The sequence below is a fragment of the Streptomyces sp. NPDC013457 genome (assembly GCF_043089925.1).
GTDB lineage: Bacteria > Actinomycetota > Actinomycetes > Streptomycetales > Streptomycetaceae > Streptomyces.
The window spans coordinates 623,285-638,767 of sequence record NZ_JBICBL010000001.1; the positions used below are offsets into that span (position 1 = coordinate 623,285).

Consider the following 15,483-nt stretch of genomic DNA (forward strand, 5'->3'; position numbering starts at 1 on the left):
CAGGGAGAGCGCATGAAGGACAGCCCCTCGGGCGGGGTGCTGAAGCGGGAGCGGGTGCGGGAGCATCTGCTGGGGCTGATCGAGGCGGGCGGCCCGGGTGACCCGATCCCCTCGGAGCGCACGCTGTGCGCCACGCTCGGCGTCTCGCGCCCCACCCTGCGGGCCGCCGTCGACGAGCTGGTCGCCACGGGAGCGCTCGTACGGGAGCACGGGCGCGGCATGTTCGTCGCCCCCGCCAAGATCACCCAGCAACTCGCCCCGGACGACACGGCGTTCGCCGTGCCCCGGGCGGCGGGCAGCTGGTCGAGCACGGTGCTCGAGTCCGCCAGGACGCGGGCGGGGGCCAGGATCGGACGCAAGCTCCGGGTCTCCCCCGCCGCCGAACTGCTCTACATCGCCCGGCTCCGCCTGGTCGACGGCTCCCCCATGGCCATCGAGCACCTCCACATCCCGGCGGACCTGGTGCCCTCCGCGCTCACCGCCGAGGAGCTGGAGGCCGGCGACCTCTACGACCATCTGCGCGAGCACCACCGCATCCACGTCCGGGAGGCGACACAGTCCATCGAACCGACCGTCGTCAGCGAGGCGGAGGCGCGCCTGCTCGACGTCCCCGTCCTCTCCCCCGCCCTGCTGATCGAGCGTCTGACCCTCGACACCTCGGCCCGGCCCGTCGAGTACGTCCACTCGGTCTACCGGGGCGACCGCTACCGGATCGTCTCCCGCCTCGACTTCACCCGCGACGGCGTCGTGACCTCCTCGACGGAGGGCGATGCATACTGACCGCCGGAACCACGGCGGGGAGGGCACGCGATGGAACTCAAGCGGGAGCGGGTACGGGAGCATCTGCTGGCCGTGATCGACGGCCGTCGCCCGGGCGACGCGATCCCCTCGGAGCGCACGCTGTGCGCCACGCTCGGCGTCTCGCGCCCCACCCTGCGGGCCGCCGTCGACGAGCTGGTCGCCACGGGAGCGCTCGTACGGGAGCACGGCCGCGGCATGTTCGTCGCCCCCGCCAAGATCACCCAGGAACTGGTGGCCGAGGACCACGCGGCGGGGGCGCCGCCGAGCAGGGGCAGCTGGACGAGCACGGTGCTCGAGTTCCGTACCGTGCGGGCGGGCGCGCGGATCGGCCGGAAGCTGACGGTCTCCCCTGCTGCGGAGCTGGTCTACGTGGCGCGGCTGCGGCGGGTGGACGGCGCACCGATCGCCCTGGAACACCTGCACGTCCCGGCCGAACTGGTCCCGGGTCTGACGGCGGCCGACATGGAGCGCGGCTTCTACGCCCACCTGCGGGAGAAGTGCGGCATCCGGACGGCGCGGGCCGTGCAGTCGATCGAGCCGACGGTCCTGAGCGAGGAGGAGGCCGCGCTGCTCGACGTCCCCGTCCTCTCCCCCGCGCTGCTCTTCGACCGGATCACCTCGGACCCGGGCGGACGCCCGGTGGAGTACGTCCGCTCGCTCTACCGGGGCGACCGCTACCGGATCGTCTCCCGCCTCGCGCTCGCCGACGGCGCGCCCGACCACCCGGCGCCCGACGTGTCGCGGACCGGGGCGTGGTGGGGCACCGTGGAGTGACCCCCACCGAGAGGAGTTCGGCCGCCATGTCGAACCACACGTATCGCGTCACCGAGATCGTCGGCACCTCCCCCGACGGCGTCGACCAGGCCATCCGCAACGGCATCCAGCGTGCCGGACAGAACCTCCGGGGTCTGGACTGGTTCGAGGTGACGCAGGTCCGCGGCCACATCGTCGACGGGCAGATCGGCCACTACCAGGTCGGGCTCAAGGTCGGGTTCCGGCTGGAGGAGGGCGGCTCCTGAGGGGGCGCGTCGTGAGGGGCGGCTCCTGAGGGGCCGGGCGTCGGCCTTCCCTCAGGTCAGGTACGGCCCTCCTTCTCCTGCGCGTCCTTCAGCGCCTCCGAAGCGGTCGCCCAGCGGGCCCGTACGACCGTGAAGCCGGCCTCCTCGGCCGCGTCGCAGACCAGTTCGTCGTCGTCGACGAGCATCCGGATCTCCCGGTCGCGGCCGAGCCGGCGCAGGATCTCCAGCTTGGTCTGGCGCGCGGGGCGGAAGTCGCGGTCACGCCGCATGTGGAGGGCGCCTTCCGGCAGTCCCTGTGCGGCCAGCCATGCGACGGTGTCCCGGCGGCAGCGCTCGGGGCGCCCGGTGAGATAGACGATCTCGCACTCCTCGGCGGCCTCCAGGCACAGGGCGACACCCTCCGCGAGCGGCGGGTCGTGCGGCGCCGCGGCGAAGAACGCCGTCCAGTCGCGCGGCCGGCGCTCCAGGAACCGCTGCCGGTGGGCGGTGCCGGCGAGGGTGTTGTCGAGGTCGAACACGGCGAGGGGGCTGCGGTTGCGCGTCACACGGACAGCGTAGGCAGGACGGACGAGGCGGGGGCACGCGGCCCGCCGGGGGGGGCCGGGAGGCCGGGGGTGCCGGGGGGCGGAGACGCGGGGAGTACCGGGGCGCTGGGGCGCCGCGACGCCGGAGTGCTGGGGCGCCGGCGCGCCGCGACGCCGGAGTACCGGGGCGCTGGGGCACAGAGGGGCGGAGACGCGCGGAGTGCTGGGCGCCGGGTCGCCGCGCGGCTGGAGTACTGGGGCGCTGAGGCGCCGGGGGGGCGGAGACGCGCGGAGTGGCGGGGCGCCGCGACGCCGAAGTGGCGGGGCGCTGGGGCACCGGGTGCCGGGGCGCCACATACGGGGCGCTGAGGCGCCGGAGTTCCGGGACGCCGGAGTGCCGGACTTCCGGGACGCCCGCATGCAGGAATGCCGTCGCCGACCGCCTCGCCCCGCCCCGCCCCGCCTCGCCCCGCCCCGCCCCGCCCCGCCCGCCCGGGAATCCTCCGCGCCCGCACGCGTTGAACCCTGCGTGACCTCTTCTCTCGGCGGCATCCGCTTCTCCGTCCTCGACCGTTCCCGGACCCGGGAGGGTGAGGACGGGGCCGTCGCCCTGCGGGCGAGCGTGGAGCTCGCGCGGCAGGCGGAGGCGCTCGGGTACCACCGGTTCTGGGTCTCCGAGCACCACAGCGTGCCCGGCGTGGCCGGTTCCGCGCCGACCGTGCTCGCGGCCGCCGTGGCCGCCGCGACCTCGTCCATCCGGGTCGGCACCGGTGGGGTGATGCTCCCCAACCACCAGCCGATGGTCGTCGCCGAACAGTTCGGCGTCCTGGAGTCGCTGTTCCCGGGCCGGATCGACATGGGACTCGGCCGCTCCGTCGGCTTCACCGACGGGATCCGGCGCGCGCTCGGCCGGGACAAGGAGGACGCGGACCGCTTCGGCGAGCAGCTGTCCGAGCTCCTCGGCTGGTTCGAGGGCACCCAGACCGCCCACCCCCAGGTGCACGCCCGCCCGGCGGAGGGTCTGCGGATCCCGCCGTACGTCCTTGCGACAGGCGAGGGCGCGACGATCGCCGCCGAGGCGGGGCTGCCGCTGGTGATCGGCGATCTGCGAGGCAGGGAGCGGATGCTGGGCGCCGTCGACGCCTACCGGTCCGCGTTCCGCCCCTCGGCGTGGTCCGAGGAGCCCTACGTCGTGATCGCGGGCACCGTCGCCGTCGCCGCGACCGAGGAGGAGGCGCGGAGCCTGCTGATACCGGAGGCGTGGTCGCTCGCCCACTCCCGCACCCAGGGCGTCTTCCCGCCTCTCAGGCCCGTGGAGGAGATCCTGCGGCTCCCCATGACCGACAAGCAGCGCGGCTTCTTCGAGTCGGGTCTGACGGGACACCTGTACGGCACGGAGGAGCAGGTCGGCGACGCGCTGGAGCGGGTGGTGAAGGAGAGCGGGGCTCAGGAAGTGCTGGTGACGACCAGTACGTACGACCGTGCGGCGCTCCTCGACTCGTACCGCCGTCTGGCTCGCGTGGCGGGCCTGACCAGCGCAAACACCTAGAATTGCGGAATGCCCGACACTCGCATCGACGGCCATGACCCGTACGTCCGCGTCCGCGGCGCCCGCGAGCACAACCTCGCCGGCGTCGACGTGGACGTCCCGCGTGACGCGATCGCCGTCTTCACCGGGGTGTCCGGCTCCGGCAAGTCCTCGCTCGCGTTCGGGACGATCTACGCGGAGGCCCAGCGCCGCTACTTCGAGTCGGTCGCGCCCTACGCCCGGCGGCTGATCCATCAGGTGGGGGCGCCGAAGGTCGGCGAGATCACCGGGCTTCCCCCGGCGGTCTCCCTCGAACAGCGCCGATCCTCGCCGAACACCCGCTCGTCGGTCGGCACGGTCACCACGCTCTCCAACTCGCTGCGCATGCTGTTCTCCCGCGCCGGGACGTATCCGGCGGGGGCCGCGCGGCTCGACTCCGACTCGTTCTCGCCGAACACCGCCGTCGGCGCCTGCCCCGAGTGCCACGGTCTGGGCCTCGTCCACGAGACCGGCGAGGAACTCCTCGTACCCGACCCGGAGTTGTCGATCCGGGAGGGGGCGATCGCCGCGTGGCCCGGCGCCTGGCAGGGCAAGAACCTGCGCGACGTGCTGGACGCGCTCGGCCACGACGTCGACCGGCCGTGGCGGGAGCTCGACGCGAAGGACCGGGAGTGGATCCTCTTCACCGACGAGCAGCCGGTCGTCACGGTCCATCCGGTACGGGATGCGGGTCGCATCCAACGCCCGTACCAGGGAACGTACATGAGCGCCCGCCGCTATGTGATGCACACGTTCTCCGACTCGAAGAGCGCCACGCTGCGGGCGAAGGCCGAGCGCTTCCTGACCAGCGCGCCGTGCCCGGTGTGCGAGGGCAGCCGGCTGCGGCCGGAGGCGCTCGCGGTGACCTTCGCGGGACGCACGATCGCCGAGCTGGCCGCTCTTCCGCTGACGGCTCTGGCGGGGCTTCTGACGGAGCACGACGGCTCGGAGACGGCGCGGTTCCTGACCGAGGACCTCGTCGCGCGGATCGGCACGGTGACCGAGCTGGGCCTCGGCTACCTCAGCCTGGACCGCACCACCCCGTCACTCTCCAGCGGCGAGCTCCAACGGCTTCGCCTGGCGACCCAGTTGCGCTCAGGTCTCTTCGGTGTCGTGTACGTACTCGACGAGCCGTCCGCGGGTCTGCACCCGGCCGACACCGAGGCGCTGCTGGTCGTCCTCGACCGGCTCAAGGCCGCCGGCAACACGGTGTTCGTGGTGGAGCACCATCTCGACGTGATCCGCCACGCCGACTGGATCGTGGACGTCGGCCCCCGGGCGGGGGTGCACGGCGGCCGGGTGCTGCACAGCGGTCCGCCGGGGGACCTCGCGGGAGTGGAGGAGTCGGCGACCCGCCGTTTCCTCTTCGACCGCGCGCCCGCCCCCGCGCGGACGGTGCGCCGGCCCACCGGCTGGCTGCGCACCGGGCCGGTCAGCCGGCACAACCTCAAGGCGGTCGACGCGGCCTTCCCCACCGGGGTCCTCACGGCGGTGACCGGGGTCTCGGGGTCGGGCAAGTCGACCCTGGTCGGCACGCTCGGCGAGGAACTGGAGGGCGTGGAGCGGCTGGTGACGGTGGACCAGAGGCCGATCGGGCGGACGCCGCGCTCCAACCTCGCGACGTACACCGGTCTCTTCGACGTGGTGCGCAAGCTGTTCACGGCCACCGAGGAGGCCCGGGAGCGCGGGTACAAGGCGGGACGGTTCTCGTTCAACGTGCCCGGCGGGCGGTGCGAGACCTGTCAGGGCGAGGGCTTCGTCTCGGTCGAGCTGCTCTTCCTGCCGAGCACGTACACCCCCTGCCCCGACTGCCGGGGCGCCCGCTACAACCCGGAGACCCTCGAGGTGCGACTGCGGGGGCTCACGATCGCGGAGGTCCTGGATCTCACGGTCGAGTCGGCGGCCGGCTTCTTCGCCGACACCCCGGCGGCCGCCCGCAGTCTGCGCACGCTGCTCGACGTCGGCCTCGGCTATCTCCGGCTCGGCCAGCCGGCGACCGAGCTGTCCGGGGGCGAGGCCCAGCGCATCAAGCTCGCCGCCGAGCTCCAGCGGCTGCGCCGCGGACACACCCTCTACGTCCTGGACGAGCCGACGACCGGCCTCCACCCGGCCGATGTGGAGGTGCTGATGCGCCAGCTCCACGGCCTGGTCGACGCCGGGCACTCGGTGGTCGTCGTCGAGCACGACATGGACGTGGTCGCCACGGCGGACTGGGTGCTCGACCTCGGTCCGGGCGGCGGCGAGGAGGGCGGCAGGATCGTTGCCGAGGGCCCGCCGCACGCGGTGGCCGCCGCGCCGGAGAGCCGGACCGCGCGCTATCTCGCGGCCCGGCTCGGCGGTTGATGCCCCCGGTGAGCTAGGGCTCCACGAACTGGACCTCCAGGCTCACCTTGATCACGTCACCGAGGAAGCCGGGGGCGAAGTCCAGGCCGAAGTCGCTGCGGCGGAACTCACCCGTGGCGTCGAAGCCCGCGTGCCGGCTGCCTTCCATCGGCACCTCCACGACTCCGCCGAACTCCACGTCGAAGGTGACGGGCCGGGTGACGTCCCCGATGGTGAGGTCGCCCTGGAGCGTCCATTCCCCGTCCGCACCGCCGATCCGGGTCGAGCGGAACGTCATCGTGGGGCGCTTCTCCACGTCGAGCATGTCCGCGGCCCGCACATGCGCGTCACGGTCCGCGTTGCCCGTGTCGATGGAGGCCAGCGCGACGGTCGCGGTGATCGACGAGTCCGCCAGGCTCTCACCGACGACGAGCTCCGCGTCGAGGTCGTTGAAGCGGCCGCGCACCTTGGAGATGCCGAGGTGACGGACGGTGAAGCCGACGGCGGAGTGCAGCGGGTCGAAGGCCCAGCGGCCGGCGGTCAGCGGAAGTGCGGTCGGGCTGGTCTGCTGTTCAGTGGTCATGGCTCCACGCTGGGGCCTCGCCGTCCCGCGAGGAAGGCCGCGCCCGGACGGGTAGTGCGCAGCCTGGTAGTGACGAGCCTGGTAGTGACAGGGCCACCCTGTTCTCGCCCCGCGCTCGTACGATCGTGGAGTGAGCGACAACGAACTGGGAGCGTTCCTGCGCGCCCGACGCGAGGCCCTGACACCCGCCGAGGCCGGGCTGCCCGCCGGGACACGCCGACGGACCCCGGGGTTGCGGCGGACGGAGCTGGCGATGCTCGCCGGGATCAGCGTCGAGTACCTGGCACGCCTGGAGCAGGGCCGGGACCGCAACCCGTCGGCCCAGGTCCTCGGCGCGCTGAGCGACGCCCTGCGGCTGCCGCTCGACGCCCGGGTCCATATGCGGCGGCTGCAGAAGCACGGGCAGGACCAGCACATGTGCTCGCTCGCTCCGGCCCCGGCCCGTGAGGTGCGGTCCACCGTGCGTGCGCTGCTCGACCGGCTCGGCGAGACGCCGGCCGCGGTGACGAACATGCTCGGTGAGATCGTCGCGTACAGCGACGGCTTCGCGCGGCTCGCGGGGCCGGTGGGCCTGCTCGACGGCGATCCGCCGAGCCTGCCGCGGTACGTCCTCACCGATCCGAGGGCCCGGGAGGTCTACCCGGACTGGGACCGGGTCGCCGACCAGCAGGTGGCGGGGCTGTACTTCGGCGTCACCGGCTCCGATCCGGCGATGGCCGAGCTGGCCAGAGAGCTGACGGTCACCGCCGGCGCGGCCTTCTCGGACCGGCTGGCCTCCGCCGGTGTGCTGCCGGAGCGCTCGGGGGTCGAGCGGCTGGTGCACCCCGAGGCCGGTGAGCTGCGGCTCGCGTACGAGGTGCTCGACCTGGCCGAGGCCGACGGGCAGCGGCTCGTGGTACGGCTGCCCGCCGACGAGGCGTCCTCCGCCGCCCTGGACCGGCTGGTCGGCCGCCGGCCGGGCACCTTGCGGGCGGTCGGCGGCTGACCGGGAGGGCCGCGGAGGCCGCGGGTCCGACCTCGACCTCCCTACCGACGGCCGGACCTGCGCGTCGCGCGGAGCCACTCCTTGTTCATGGCCGCGATCGACGGGAGCGGGATCCCCTTCGGGCAGGCCGTCGCGCACTCCCCGGTGAGCGTGCAGCCGCCGAAGCCCTCGGCGTCCATCTGGCCGACCATGTCGAGGACCCGGGTCTCGCGCTCCGGGGCGCCCTGGGGCAGCACGTTCAGATGGTTGACCTTCGCCGAGGTGAACAGCATCGCCGATCCGTTCGGGCAGGCGGCCACGCACGCGCCGCAGCCGATGCACTCGGCGTGCTCGAACGCGAAGTCGGCGTCGGCCTTGGGCACCGGGGTCGCATGGGCCTCGGGGGCCGAGCCCGTGGGGGTGCTGATGTAGCCGCCGGCCTGGATGATGCGGTCGAAGGCGGACCGGTCGACCACCAGGTCCTTGACCACGGGGAACGCGGAGGCACGCCACGGCTCGATGTCGATGGTGTCGCCGTCGCGGAAGGACCGCATGTGGAGCTGGCAGGTGGTGGTGCGCTCGGGGCCGTGGGCGTCTCCGTCGATGACCAGGCTGCACGCGCCGCAGATCCCCTCGCGGCAGTCGTGGTCGAAGGCGACGGGGTCCTCCCCGCGCAGGATGAGCTCCTCGTTCAGCGTGTCGAGCATCTCCAGGAACGACATGTCGGAGGAGATGCCGTCGATGTCGTAGGTGGACATGGCGCCGGGGGCGTCGGCGTTCTTCTGGCGCCAGATGCGCAGGGTGAGCTTCATGCGTAGCTCCGCTGGGTGGGGTGGACGTACTCGAAGACGAGGTCTTCCTTGTGCAGGACGGGTGCGCCGCCGTCGGTGAACTCCCAGGCCGCCGCGTACGAGTACTCCTCGTCGCGCCGCGCGGCCTCGCCGTCCGGCGTCTGGGACTCCTCGCGGAAGTGGCCGCCGCAGGACTCGGCGCGGTTCAGCGCGTCGAGGCACATCAGCTCGGCCAGTTCGAGGTAGTCGACGATCCGGTTGGCCTTCTCCAGCGACTGGTTGAACTCCTCGCCCGTGCCGGGGACCTTGATGCGGCGCCAGAACTCCTCGCGGATCTGCGGGATGCGCCCCAGCGCCGTGCGCAGGCCCTCGTCGGTGCGGGACATCCCGCAGAACTCCCACATGAGTTCGCCGAGTTCGCGGTGGAAGGAGTCCGGGGTCCGGTCTCCGTCCACGGCGAGCAGGAGGTTGATCCGGTCCTCTGTCTCAGCCAACACCTCGCGGACCACCGGGTGTTCGTCGGTGACAGGTTCGGAGTGCGGGTGGCGTGCGAGGTAGTCGCTGATGGTGGAGGGCAGCACGAAGTAGCCGTCGGCGAGGCCCTGCATCAGCGCGGAGGCGCCCAGCCGGTTGGCGCCGTGGTCGGAGAAGTTGGCCTCGCCGATGGCGAACAGGCCCGGCACAGTGGTCTGGAGGTCGTAGTCGACCCAGAGTCCGCCCATCGTGTAGTGCACGGCGGGATAGATCCGCATCGGGACCTCGTACGGGTTCTCGGCGGTGATCCGCTCGTACATGTCGAAGAGGTTGCCGTACTTCTCCTCGACTGCCTTGCGGCCCATCCGCCGGATGGCGTCGGCGAAGTCCAGGTACACGCCCTCCCGTCGCCCGCCACCACCCTCGCCCGAGAAGCCTTCGGCTCCGCCCCTCTGTCCCTGTCCGCCGGGGCCGACACCACGCCCCTCGTCGCAGACGTTCTTCGCGGCACGGGAGGCGATGTCACGCGGGACGAGGTTGCCGAAGGAGGGGTAGATGCGCTCCAGGTAGTAGTCGCGCTCGTCCTCGGGGATCTCGGCGGCCGGCCGGTTGTCGCCCTTCGCCCTGGGGACCCAGATGCGGCCGTCGTTGCGCAGCGACTCGCTCATCAGCGTCAGCTTGGACTGGTGGTCGCCGGTGCGCGGGATGCAGGTGGGGTGGATCTGGGTGAAGCAGGGGTTGGCGAAGTACGCCCCGCGCCGGTGGGCCCGCCAGACGGCGGTGGCGTTGGAGTTCATGGCGTTCGTCGACAGGTAGAAGACGTTGCCGTAGCCGCCGCTGGCGAGGACCACCGCGTCCGCGTAGTGGGTGGAGACAGCGCCGGTGATCAGGTCGCGGGCGACGATGCCGCGGGCCCGGCCGTCGACCACGATCAGGTCGAGCATCTCGGTGCGGGCATGCATCTCGACGTTGCCCGCGGCGATCTGGCGGGAGAGCGCCTGGTACGCGCCGAGAAGCAGCTGCTGGCCCGTCTGGCCGCGGGCGTAGAAGGTACGGGAGACCTGGACGCCGCCGAACGAGCGGGTGTCGAGCAGTCCGCCGTACTCGCGGGCGAAGGGGACGCCCTGGGCGACGCACTGGTCGATGATCTCGACCGAGATCTGCGCGAGGCGGTGGACGTTGGACTCGCGGGCGCGGAAGTCGCCGCCCTTGACGGTGTCGTAGAAGAGGCGGTGGACGGAGTCGCCGTCGTTGCGGTAGTTCTTGGCCGCGTTGATGCCGCCCTGGGCGGCGATGGAGTGGGCGCGCCGCGGGGAGTCCTGGTAGCAGAACTGGACGACGTGGTAGCCCTGTTCGGCGAGGGTCGCGCCGGCGGATCCGCCGGCGAGGCCGGTGCCGACGACGATGACGGTGTGCTTGCGGCGGTTGGCGGGGTTGACCAGCCTGGCCTGGAAGCGCCGGGTGTCCCAGCGTTCCGCGATCGGTCCCGCGGGGGCCTTGTGGTCGACGACCGGCTCACCGGTCGTGAAGTCGAGGAAGCTCATGTCAGCTCACCACTCCGGTCATGACGGCTACGGGTACGGAGACGAAGCCCGCGGTCAGGACGAGCGCGAGGCCGTTCGCGAGGGCCTTGAGCAGCCGCTCGCGCCGGGCGTTGCCGACGCCGAGGGTCTGCGCGGCGCTCCAGAAGCCGTGGCGGACGTGGAGGCCGACGGCGAGCATGGCGACGATGTAGATCACGTTGCCGTACCACGTGGAGAAGGTGTCCACGACGTTCTGGTACGGGTGACCCTCCTGGAAGCCGCCGGTGTGGACGGTGCCGGTGGTCAGGTCCAGGATGTGCCAGACGATGAAGAGGGCCAGGATGATCCCGCCCCAGCGCATGGTGCGCGTGGCGTACGACGACTTCCTGCGGCGGTGCACGTAGCCGGTGGGCCGTGCCTTGATGTCGCGCCTGCTGAGCTGGTACGCGGAGACGGCGTGGCCGACCACGGCGGCGAGCAGCACGATCCGGACGAGCCAGAGGGCCCAGGAGTAGTGCAGGACCGGTGCGCCCATGGTGCGCAGCCAGTGGCCGTAGGCGTTGAACTCCTCGGGGCCGAAGAAGACCTTGAGGTTGCCCATGACGTGGGCCACGAGGTAGCCGAGCATGAGCAGACCGCTGACGGCCATGACGGTCTTCTTGCCGATGGTCGAGGACCAGAAGCCGCGGGGGCGGGTGGGCGGCGGGGGTGCCGCCTTCGTTGCCAGAGCCATGCATCCGACGCTAGGGCCGAAGGGCCCGAGAGGTCCAAGACATGGTCCGGCTCATCTCGATAGGCTGAGCCTATGCAGTTCCAGCAGCTCCAGTACTTCGTGGCGGTGGCCGAGACCCGGCACTTCACGCGTGCCGCCGAGCGGGTGCACGTCTCCCAGCCCTCGCTCTCGCAGCAGATCCGGGCCCTGGAGAAGGAGCTGGGGGCGGAGCTGTTCAGCCGGGCGCGGGGGAACATCACGCTGACCGACGCCGGCGAGGCGCTGCTGCCGCTCGCGCGCCGGATCCTGGCGGACACGGACACGGCGCGCCACGAGGTGCAGGAGCTGGTGCAGCTGAGGCGCGGGCGGGTTCGGCTCGGTGCGACGCCTAGCCTCTGCACGGGTCTGCTGCCGGATGTGCTCCGCGCCTTCCACGATCTCCACCCCGGGATCCAGCTCCTCATCGAGGAGGGCGGCTCGCACGACCTCGTACGGGAGCTGGCGCGTGGCGCGCTCGACCTCGCCCTCGTGGTGCTGCCGCTGCCGACGCCGTCCCCGGCCCTGACGACGGTCGAGCTGCTGCGCGAGGATCTGGTGGTGGTGTCGAGCGCGGCGGGCCGGGCGCCGGCCCGGCCGGTACGGATCGCGGATCTGCGCGACCAGCCGCTGGTGATGTTCCGGCACGGGTACGACCTGCGGGAGCTGACGGTGGCCGCGTGCCGGGCGGAGGGCTTCGAGCCCACGTTCACGGTGGAGGGCGGCGAGATGGACGCGGTGCTCGGCTTCGTCCGCGCGGGCCTCGGGGCGGCGGTGGTGCCGGCCATGGTCGCGGCCCGCGCGGGCCGCGACCTCCGGGTCACGGCCCTGGCCCGTCCGGGGCTGCGCCGTACGATCGCGCTGGCCCACCGCAGCGACGTGGCACCGCCCCGGGCCGCGCGGGAGCTGCAGCGCCTGCTCCTCCGGTCCACCTGACCGCGCCCCGGTCGGGGCCGGCACCGTCCCCTGGCGGGAACGTGTCCCTCGGCGGGTGTTACACCGCGTCCGCCAGGAGCAGGGAGTGGATGCGGTCCGGAGCGCCCGGGCGGGCGTAGTACCAGCCCTGCGCGGTGTCGCAGCCGAGCTCCCTGAGCTGCTGCGCCTGTGCGCCCGTCTCCACGCCCTCCACCGTCACCGCCAGTTCCAGGCTGTGCGCGAGCGAGACGATGCCCTCCACGATCTTGAGGTCGACCGGGTCGGCGGGGTGCTGCTGCATGCCCTGGGTGAAGGAACGATCCAGCTTGAGGACGCTCACCGGCAGCCGCCGCAGATTGGCCAGGTTCGAGTAGCCCGTGCCGAAGTCGTCGAGCGCGATGTCCACACCCATCTCGGCGAGCTGGCGCAGCGGCTTCAGCAGGTCGTCGTCCGCGCCGATCAGCGCCGACTCGGTGACCTCCAGGCAGAGCGCGCCCGGTTCGAGGCCCGAGCGCTCCAGGACGTCGACGGTGTCGGCGACCAGGCGCGGATGGTGCAGCTGGGTCGGCGAGAGGTTGACGTTGATGCGCAGCGGGCCGCCGTCGGCGTGCCGGGCCTGCCAGAACCGGGCCTGGCGGACGGCCTCCTGGAGGACCCAGCGGCCCAGCGGCACGATCAGCCCGGTGTTCTCCGCGAGCGGGATGAACCGGTCGGGCCCCAGTACGCCGTGCTGCGGATGGCACCACCGTACGAGCGCCTCGGCGCCGTGTACGCTGCCGTCGCCGAGATGTACCAGCGGCTGGTACTCGATGAAGAACTCGCCGCGTTCCAGGGCCGCCGGAAGCGCGGTGGTCAGCCCGTGCCGGGTGATCGCCCGGGCGTCGGCCTCGGCGTCGGCGAACTCGAAGCGGTTTCCGCCGGCCGACTTGGCGCGGTACATGGTGATGTCGGCGCTGCGCAGCACCTCGGCCGGTGTCCGCTCCCCCGCCGGTCCCTCGACGACACCGACGCTGCCGCGGACCGTCAGCTCACGGCCGTCGATCCGGACGGGGGTGGCGAGCGTGGCGAGGATGCGGTTGGCCAGCTCGGCGACCTCGCGCTCGGTGTGCGGACCGGTGGTCAGCGCGACGAACTCGTCGCCGCCGAGGCGGGCCACCATCTCGCCCGGGGCGGTGGCGCAGCTCTGCAGCCGGTCGGCGACCTCGACGAGCAGCCGGTCGCCGGTCGCGTGGCCGAGGCTGTCGTTGATCGCCTTGAAGCCGTCCAGGTCGAGGTAGCAGAGGCCGAAACGGCCGCCGTCGGCCGAGCTGAGGGCCTTCTCCAGGCGCTCGAAGAACAGGGTCCGGTTGGGCAGCCCGGTGAGCGCGTCATGGGTCGCCTCGTACCGCAGGCGCAGGTTGAGCAGCCGCCGCTCGGTGGTGTCCTCCAGGAGGGCGAGCTGGTACTGCGGGAAGCCCTCGGCGTCGCGCAGCAGCGAGACCGTGAGGTTGGTCCACAGGACCGTGCCGTCGCCCCGGTAGTACGGCTTCTCCACGCGGTAGTGCTCGCGCTCGCCGCGCACGAGTTCGTCGTAGAGCTTCCAGACGTGCGGGCCGTCCTCGGGGTGGGCCCACTCCTTGACCTTGCGCGCGCGGATCTGCCCGTCCAGACCGCCGAACATCCGGGTGAGGGTCTCGTTGACCTCCAGGACGTTCCCTTCGAGGTCGGCGATGCCGATCCCGACCGCCGCCCCGTCGAAGACCGCCCGGAAGCGGCTCTCGGTGGTGTGCAGGGCGACTTCGGCGGCGTTGCGGGCGCTGAGCGCGGAGCGGGCGATGGCCTCCTGCTCGGCGCGGGTCCGCTCGCGCAGTGCCTGGGCGAAGCCGGCCGCCATCGCGTGCTGCAGCCGTGAACAGCGGGCCCGCAGCTCCTCCGTGGAGGCGCTCTCCTCGTCACCGCAGTAGAGCACCAGGTAGGCGTCGATGACGCCGAGGGTGCGGCTGAGCGCGTCGGGCTCCGTGCAGTGGATGCCGACCAGCGCGGCGCCGGCGCCGTGGGCGGGCGCCGTGTCCAGGGACCGGTCGTGCAGCGCGGCGCACAGCGCGCGGGCGAGCGGCATCAGTTGCTGCTCGAACTCGGCGCGGGTCATGGAGGTGGCCGTGACAGGGAAGGTGGCCCGGCTCCAGATGGTCACGAACCGCCGGAGTCTGTCCTCCAGGCTGTCCGGTTCCGCACCGGAGCCCGACGGCTGCGACGGCACCTTCACGCCTTGCGCCCCACACCGGCGAAGCCCGAGAAGGCGTAGGGATCCTCCTCCTCCACCGGGCTCTCGGGCCGCCACTCCGGCATGGATACCACGCCGGGCTCGACCGGCTCGCAGCCGTCGAAGAACCGGCTGATCTCGGCGTGCGAGCGCATGACGAGGGGGTTGCGGATCTGCCGGTACACACCGACGGTACCCGCGGCTTCGTCCTCCGTCAGCGGGATGCCCTCGTAGGAGGCGTGGGTCAGCACGAGCAGGCTGCCGGGGGCGAGGGCGTCGAGCAGCTCGGCGACCGCCGCGCGGGGCTCGTCCTCGTCCTCGAGGAAGTGCAGGACGGCCACCAGCAGCAGCGCCACGGGCCGCTCCAAGTCCAGGAGTTGGCGGACCTCGGCGCTGTCCAGGATCTCCCGGGGCTTGCGCAGGTCGGCCGCGACGACGGCGGCGCGCTCCTCGCCCTCCAGCACGGCCCGGCTGTGCGCCACGGCCACCGGGTCGTGGTCGACGTACACCACGCGCGCGTCGGGCGAGGCGGCCATGGCGACCTCGTGGACGTTGCCGAACGTCGGTATGCCGGAGCCTATGTCGAGGAACTGGGTGACGCCCTCGGCGACGGCGTAGCGCACGGCGCGGCGCATGAAGGCACGGTTCGCCTGCATGACCTTGGGGAGCCCCGGCATGAACTCCATGGCCTTGCGGGCCGCTTCGCGGTCGACCTCGAAATTGTGCGAGCCGCCCAGATAGAAGTCGTACATTCGGGACACGCTCGGCACCGAGATATCGATGCCCGGCGGGGCCCAGGCGGGACGCTCCATCACTGTCTCCAACGAGTCAACCACGGGGGACGCGGCCAGGTGTTCGCGGCCGGTGTTCGAGCAGAGGCTACTGATCGCCCGTCGCGAGAGCGAGTGGAAACGGAAATTCGCGGTCCGTTCTTCGTCACACGCCATTGGCACGTGCGAGCGGAAGAGAAAGGTTCACGCCTTCAGCTCGTGCATTTTCACGTGCATACG

Annotated in this window: 14 protein-coding genes; 7 read left to right on the forward strand and 7 right to left on the reverse strand. The window is 72.3% G+C overall.

All coding sequences use genetic code 11. The features are described from left to right. The first annotated feature begins 12 nt into the window (after positions 1-12). Genes ACF1G2_RS02740 through ACF1G2_RS02750 form a run of 3 tightly spaced genes read left to right on the forward strand, consistent with a single transcriptional unit; the run spans position 13 to position 1,820 of the window. Positions 13-780 (forward strand): GntR family transcriptional regulator, encoded by a 768-nt coding sequence (locus ACF1G2_RS02740; protein WP_391796493.1) that lies wholly within the window; start codon positions 13-15, stop codon positions 778-780. A gap of 30 nt (positions 781-810) precedes the next feature. Next, on the forward strand, positions 811-1,575 hold the full coding sequence (locus ACF1G2_RS02745) for a GntR family transcriptional regulator (RefSeq protein ID WP_391796494.1): 765 nt from the start codon (positions 811-813) through the stop codon (positions 1,573-1,575). 26 nt (positions 1,576-1,601) lie between these two features. Beyond that, the gene (locus ACF1G2_RS02750; protein WP_391796495.1) at positions 1,602-1,820 is read left to right on the forward strand and encodes a dodecin; all 219 of its coding nucleotides are present in this window, start codon (positions 1,602-1,604) and stop codon (positions 1,818-1,820) included. Between the two features lie 56 nt (positions 1,821-1,876). On the opposite strand, the gene ACF1G2_RS02755 is transcribed toward ACF1G2_RS02750, so the two are convergent. Beyond that, positions 1,877-2,365 carry a hypothetical protein gene (locus ACF1G2_RS02755; protein ID WP_391796496.1) on the reverse strand — a complete coding sequence of 163 codons (489 nt, stop codon included), beginning with the start codon at positions 2,363-2,365 and terminating at the stop codon, positions 1,877-1,879. 397 nt (positions 2,366-2,762) lie between these two features. Between ACF1G2_RS02755 and ACF1G2_RS02760 the strand changes: the two genes are divergently transcribed. Beyond that, positions 2,763-3,893 carry an LLM class flavin-dependent oxidoreductase gene (locus ACF1G2_RS02760; RefSeq protein WP_391796497.1) on the forward strand — a complete coding sequence of 377 codons (1,131 nt, stop codon included), beginning with the start codon at positions 2,763-2,765 and terminating at the stop codon, positions 3,891-3,893. A gap of 9 nt (positions 3,894-3,902) precedes the next feature. Then, complete coding sequence (locus tag ACF1G2_RS02765) at positions 3,903-6,254, forward strand: ATP-binding cassette domain-containing protein (RefSeq protein WP_391796498.1); 2,352 nt, start codon at positions 3,903-3,905, stop codon at positions 6,252-6,254. Positions 6,255-6,267: 13 nt separating this feature from the next. On the opposite strand, the gene ACF1G2_RS02770 is transcribed toward ACF1G2_RS02765, so the two are convergent. Continuing rightward, positions 6,268-6,816: a YceI family protein gene (locus ACF1G2_RS02770; RefSeq protein WP_391796499.1), complete on the reverse strand. Its 549-nt coding sequence runs from the start codon at positions 6,814-6,816 to the stop codon at positions 6,268-6,270. A gap of 130 nt (positions 6,817-6,946) precedes the next feature. Between ACF1G2_RS02770 and ACF1G2_RS02775 the strand changes: the two genes are divergently transcribed. Continuing rightward, entirely contained in the window at positions 6,947-7,801 is an 855-nt protein-coding gene (locus ACF1G2_RS02775) for a helix-turn-helix domain-containing protein (RefSeq protein ID WP_391796500.1), read from the forward strand. A gap of 41 nt (positions 7,802-7,842) precedes the next feature. On the opposite strand, the gene ACF1G2_RS02780 is transcribed toward ACF1G2_RS02775, so the two are convergent. The 3 genes from ACF1G2_RS02780 to ACF1G2_RS02790 are packed head-to-tail and all read right to left on the reverse strand — an operon-like array spanning position 7,843 to position 11,301. Further along, positions 7,843-8,592, reverse strand: coding sequence for a succinate dehydrogenase/fumarate reductase iron-sulfur subunit (locus ACF1G2_RS02780; RefSeq protein WP_391796501.1), 750 nt, complete (start codon positions 8,590-8,592; stop codon positions 7,843-7,845). Further along, the gene (locus tag ACF1G2_RS02785) at positions 8,589-10,589 is read right to left on the reverse strand and encodes a fumarate reductase/succinate dehydrogenase flavoprotein subunit (protein ID WP_391796502.1); all 2,001 of its coding nucleotides are present in this window, start codon (positions 10,587-10,589) and stop codon (positions 8,589-8,591) included. The genes ACF1G2_RS02780 and ACF1G2_RS02785 overlap by 4 nt, the downstream gene beginning before the upstream one ends. A gap of 1 nt (position 10,590) precedes the next feature. Beyond that, positions 10,591-11,301 carry a succinate dehydrogenase gene (locus ACF1G2_RS02790; protein WP_391796503.1) on the reverse strand — a complete coding sequence of 237 codons (711 nt, stop codon included), beginning with the start codon at positions 11,299-11,301 and terminating at the stop codon, positions 10,591-10,593. A gap of 72 nt (positions 11,302-11,373) precedes the next feature. On the opposite strand from ACF1G2_RS02790, the gene ACF1G2_RS02795 reads away from it, so the two are divergent. After that, positions 11,374-12,252, forward strand: coding sequence for a LysR family transcriptional regulator (locus tag ACF1G2_RS02795; protein ID WP_391796504.1), 879 nt, complete (start codon positions 11,374-11,376; stop codon positions 12,250-12,252). 58 nt (positions 12,253-12,310) lie between these two features. Here ACF1G2_RS02795 and ACF1G2_RS02800 read toward each other — a convergent pair whose 3' ends face one another. Both ACF1G2_RS02800 and ACF1G2_RS02805 read right to left on the reverse strand, forming a co-directional pair. Continuing rightward, positions 12,311-14,476 carry a putative bifunctional diguanylate cyclase/phosphodiesterase gene (locus ACF1G2_RS02800; protein ID WP_391796505.1) on the reverse strand — a complete coding sequence of 722 codons (2,166 nt, stop codon included), beginning with the start codon at positions 14,474-14,476 and terminating at the stop codon, positions 12,311-12,313. Further along, positions 14,473-15,285, reverse strand: a complete 813-nt coding sequence (locus ACF1G2_RS02805; RefSeq protein WP_391796506.1) for an SAM-dependent methyltransferase — start codon at positions 15,283-15,285, stop codon at positions 14,473-14,475. The genes ACF1G2_RS02800 and ACF1G2_RS02805 overlap by 4 nt, the downstream gene beginning before the upstream one ends. Positions 15,286-15,483 lie beyond the last annotated feature (198 nt).

Coding starts and splice junctions, on each gene's coding strand:
- ACF1G2_RS02740 (WP_391796493.1), top strand. CDS start 13: ATGAAGGACAGCCCCTCGGGCGGGGTGCTGAAGCGGGAGCGGGTGCGG.
- ACF1G2_RS02745 (WP_391796494.1), top strand. CDS start 811: ATGGAACTCAAGCGGGAGCGGGTACGGGAGCATCTGCTGGCCGTGATC.
- ACF1G2_RS02750 (WP_391796495.1), top strand. CDS start 1,602: ATGTCGAACCACACGTATCGCGTCACCGAGATCGTCGGCACCTCCCCC.
- ACF1G2_RS02760 (WP_391796497.1), top strand. CDS start 2,763: ATGCAGGAATGCCGTCGCCGACCGCCTCGCCCCGCCCCGCCCCGCCTC.
- ACF1G2_RS02765 (WP_391796498.1), top strand. CDS start 3,903: ATGCCCGACACTCGCATCGACGGCCATGACCCGTACGTCCGCGTCCGC.
- ACF1G2_RS02770 (WP_391796499.1), bottom strand. CDS start 6,816: ATGACCACTGAACAGCAGACCAGCCCGACCGCACTTCCGCTGACCGCC.
- ACF1G2_RS02780 (WP_391796501.1), bottom strand. CDS start 8,592: ATGAAGCTCACCCTGCGCATCTGGCGCCAGAAGAACGCCGACGCCCCC.
- ACF1G2_RS02785 (WP_391796502.1), bottom strand. CDS start 10,589: ATGAGCTTCCTCGACTTCACGACCGGTGAGCCGGTCGTCGACCACAAG.
- ACF1G2_RS02790 (WP_391796503.1), bottom strand. CDS start 11,301: ATGGCTCTGGCAACGAAGGCGGCACCCCCGCCGCCCACCCGCCCCCGC.
- ACF1G2_RS02795 (WP_391796504.1), top strand. CDS start 11,374: ATGCAGTTCCAGCAGCTCCAGTACTTCGTGGCGGTGGCCGAGACCCGG.
- ACF1G2_RS02805 (WP_391796506.1), bottom strand. CDS start 15,285: ATGGAGCGTCCCGCCTGGGCCCCGCCGGGCATCGATATCTCGGTGCCG.